The sequence below is a fragment of the Mumia sp. genome (genome assembly GCF_028803055.1).
Lineage (GTDB): Bacteria > Actinomycetota > Actinomycetes > Propionibacteriales > Nocardioidaceae > Mumia.
The window spans coordinates 1-3,472 of record NZ_JARBCJ010000259.1 but is presented as its reverse complement, the minus strand read 5'-3'; the positions used below and the strand labels follow the sequence as shown (position 1 = coordinate 3,472).

Annotated in this window: 5 protein-coding genes; 2 read left to right on the top strand and 3 right to left on the bottom strand. The window is 68.6% G+C overall.

Features of this window, described 5'->3' with window-relative positions; translation table 11 throughout:
- Positions 1-74 precede the first annotated feature (74 nt).
- Complete coding sequence (locus tag PV363_RS16690) at positions 75-368, bottom strand: cell division protein CrgA (RefSeq protein ID WP_220342783.1); 294 nt, start codon at positions 366-368, stop codon at positions 75-77.
- A 109-nt stretch (positions 369-477) separates the two neighbouring features.
- Between PV363_RS16690 and PV363_RS16685 the strand changes: the two genes are divergently transcribed.
- Positions 478-1,224, top strand: coding sequence for a DUF881 domain-containing protein (locus tag PV363_RS16685; RefSeq protein WP_301022936.1), 747 nt, complete (start codon positions 478-480; stop codon positions 1,222-1,224).
- Here the strand turns inward: PV363_RS16685 and PV363_RS16680 are convergent.
- Positions 1,221-2,126 carry a rhomboid family intramembrane serine protease gene (locus PV363_RS16680; protein WP_220345699.1) on the bottom strand — a complete coding sequence of 302 codons (906 nt, stop codon included), beginning with the start codon at positions 2,124-2,126 and terminating at the stop codon, positions 1,221-1,223. The genes PV363_RS16685 and PV363_RS16680 overlap by 4 nt on opposite strands.
- 25 nt (positions 2,127-2,151) lie before the next feature.
- Positions 2,152-2,676: a peptidylprolyl isomerase gene (locus PV363_RS16675; protein ID WP_220345698.1), complete on the bottom strand. Its 525-nt coding sequence runs from the start codon at positions 2,674-2,676 to the stop codon at positions 2,152-2,154.
- 131 nt (positions 2,677-2,807) lie between these two features.
- On the opposite strand from PV363_RS16675, the gene PV363_RS16670 reads away from it, so the two are divergent.
- Complete coding sequence (locus tag PV363_RS16670) at positions 2,808-3,422, top strand: hypothetical protein (protein ID WP_220345697.1); 615 nt, start codon at positions 2,808-2,810, stop codon at positions 3,420-3,422.
- Positions 3,423-3,472 lie beyond the last annotated feature (50 nt).

Genomic DNA, 3,472 nt, shown 5'->3' with positions numbered 1-3,472 from the left:
TATCCCCAGTGTGGAGAACTACACCGTTGTAAGTACGGGGTGGTCGTCATTCCCACCGCGTCATTCCCGCGTTGTCATTCCCACTTCATCGCGAACCCGAAGGCCGCGACGATGAAGCCCATCCCGATCACGAGGTTCCAGCTCTCCAGATCCTTCATGACGGGGATGTCGTTGCCGGCGGTGTAGAACGCGACGATCCACACCAGCCCGATCACGGCGCACGCGATCATCAAGGGAGCGGCCCAGCGGTTGCCCAGCTTGACCGGCTTCACGGGCTTGCGGCGCACCTCCGAGGCCTCCGCCGCAGCCTCACGCTTCGCGGGGTTGCCCGAACGTGCTGGGGACTTGTTGGACTCGGCTTCAGACACTCAGCACACCTCGACAGGACGGGCACGGCCCCGGCAGGGGACGGCATCGGCAATTGGTTGTGTCGGCTAGCGTAGTCGGCGCACCTCGGGGTCGAGAAGGAGAGCACCCGTGACGGTCCAGGACGACGACGCGCAGACGCCGCGACGACGGCGTGATCCATGGCGGATCGCGGTCCCTGTGACGACCGCGCTCGCCGGGGCGCTCTTCGTGACCAGCGCCATCAGCTCCGAGGGTGGTGACCTCCGCAAGGAGGGCACGGATCTCCCGGCCCTCGTCGAGCAGCGCCGCGAGAGCGTCGCCGCGCAGCAGCAGGTCGTCGACGACCTGAGCACGCAGATCGAGACCCTCGCCGAGGACGTCGAGAACCGCGAGGTGACGACCGCTCGGCAGGAGGTGAAGGCCCTGCGTGGCCCTGCCGGCTTCACGGAGGTGAGCGGCCCCGGCCTCCGGGTCTCCTTGGAGGACGCGCCGCGTGAGGTCGACGAGCCAGGGCTCGACCCGAACCTCCTCGTCGTGCACCAGCAGGACATCCAGGCGTTCGTCAACGCCTTGTGGGAGGGCGGGGCGAGCGCCGTCACGCTGCAGGGCCAGCGCCTCATCTCCACCACGGGCATCAAGTGCGTCGGCAACACCGTCATCCTCAACGGCGTCCCCTACTCACCGCCATACGTCATCGAGGCCGTCGGCGACGTCGGCGACCTGTACTCAGGGCTCGACCTCTCGGGCGCGGTGGAGGTCTACCGCGACTACGCCGACCGCTACCAGCTCGGTCTGTCGATCACCACCAAGGCCGAGATCGTCGCGCCCGCCTACGCCGGCACCGTCGACCTCCAGCACGCCACGCCCGTCGGTTAGCCCAGCTGCAGGGTGCGCCACGCCGTGACGACGACGATCGCCGCCCAGACCGCGCCGAAGGCGGCGTACTGGACGAGCGTCCGTCGAGCGCGGGGGGCGTATGCGAACGCCGCACCGAGGAGCAGACCGGTCACGAAACCGCCGAGGTGACCCTGCCAGCTGATGTTGGGCACCGCGAACGTGATCACCACGTTGATCCCGACGAGCACGAGCAGTCCACGGACGTCCTGGCCCTGCTTGTACATGATCACCAGCGCCATCCCGAACAGCGCGAAGATCGCTCCGGACGCGCCCAGTGTCGGCTGGTTGGGCGGGCTCAGCACGTAGACGAACACCGAGGCTGCCACGGCTGACGTGAGGTACGCGATGAGATAGCGCACCGTGCCGAGATAGCGCTCCAGGACGGGTCCGAACAGATACAACGCGTACATGTTGAACGCGATGTGCAGGATTCCTGCGTGCAGGAACGCCGAGGTCAGGAGCCGCCAGTAGGCACCGTCGTCGACTCCGCGCAGCGTCTCGATCGAGCCGTCGGAGAGCTGGTAGACGGCCGAGTCGCCGAGCATGACGCCCCAGGACCACAACGGGCTGTCACCCAGGCCACCGGTCGCCACCATCGCGACGTAGGCGAGGACGTTGATCCCGATCAGGGTCAGAGAGACCGTGCCCGGCTTGCCGGGGACCAGGCCACCGCCGGCCGTGCGCGCCTGACGCACCTGTGCCTGCCCCTCCCGCACGCAGCTGGGGCACTGGTAGCCGACCGAGGCGGGGCGCATGCAGTCCGGACAGATCGGCCGCCCGCAGCGCTGGCAGGCGATGTAGGTCTCGCGGTCGGGGTGCAGGTAGCACCGGGGCGGCACCTCGTGAGGTGCCGCCCCCGCGTCGTACGGGGATTCAGACATCGCGGTCTCGCCCCGGTGGAGGCGCTCAGCCCTCGCTGACGACGACCGACTCGATCACGACCGGCTCGACGGGACGGTCCATGCGACCGGTCTTCGTCGTGCCGATGGCGTCGACGACCGCCTTGCTCTCCTCGTCGGCGACCTCGCCGAAGATGGTGTGGCGACGGTTGAGGTGCGGGGTCGGCCCCGTGGTGATGAAGAACTGCGAGCCGTTGGTGCCCGGCCCGGCGTTGGCCATCGCCAACAGATAGGGACGGTCGAACTGGAGCTCGGGGTGGAACTCGTCCTCGAACTGGTAGCCCGGTCCGCCCGTGCCGGTGCCGAGGGGGTCACCGCCCTGGATCATGAAGCCGTCGATCACACGGTGGAAGGTCGTCCCGTCGTAGAACGGGTCGTTGCGCTCAGCGCCCGTCTCGGGGTCCCGCCACGTCTTCGTGCCGGTCGCGAGACCGACGAAGTTGTCCACGGTCTTGGGAGCGTGGTGGGGGAAGAGCCGGATGGTGATGTCACCACGGTTGGTCTTCAGCGTCACGGTCGACTGGTCAGCCACGATTGCCTCTCGTTCGGTGTTCGTGCACTGCCCATCCTCCCATGCGCCTCCCAACGCTCAGCCATCAGCGAGGTCACCGCGACCTCGGTACCGTGGTGCGCAAACAGACCGCTTTCCATGGAAGGCAGACAATGTTGCTGCGCAAGAAGAAGTCCAAGGGCGAGGTGCTCACCGAGAAGGTCGGCGATCTCTGGGAGAGTGCCTCCCAGACGGTCTCCGGCAAGGCGGACTCCCTCGCCAGCACCGTCGGGCCGAAGTTCGACGACGCTCGCCAGGCGGCGGCGCCCGTGGTCGCGAAGAAGGTCGCCGACACGCAGGATCGTGCTCGGGATGCCGCGGAGCTGTCCAAGCGCCAGGCCAGGAAGGCGAGGAAGCGCGCTGCGGAGCTCGCTGCGCTCGGAGCGGCGGCCGCTGCGGCCAAGGCCAAGTCTCAGGCCGACGCTGATGCCGACGCCGAGGCCGAGGCGGCGAAGCCCAAGAAGAAGCACCGCATCCGCAGGTTCGTCTTCGTCGCCGCCGTCGGCGGGGCGATCGCGTTCGCGGTCAAGAAGCTGACCTCGGCGCCGTCGGGTGGCAGCTACACGCCGCCGCCCCCGCCGCCGGAGCCGATCCGTCCGAACCACCAGACGGCGACTCCGCCCAGCCCGTCGGCGGCCCAGCCGCCCGAGGGACTGGACGACGACGCCCTCGGCTACCCGGGCGCCGGTCCGGGTGCCGGTCAGGGACCGACGTCCGACAAGATCTGAGAGTGCCTCTCACTCTCACGCGTGAACCGAGCGGCGCCGCGATCCTCTCG

Bases quoted from the DNA above. Each gene is read 5' to 3' on its own strand.
- PV363_RS16680 (WP_220345699.1), bottom strand. From the start codon at position 2,126: ATGTCTGAATCCCCGTACGACGCGGGGGCGGCACCTCACGAGGTGCCG.
- PV363_RS16670 (WP_220345697.1), top strand. From the start codon at position 2,808: ATGTTGCTGCGCAAGAAGAAGTCCAAGGGCGAGGTGCTCACCGAGAAG.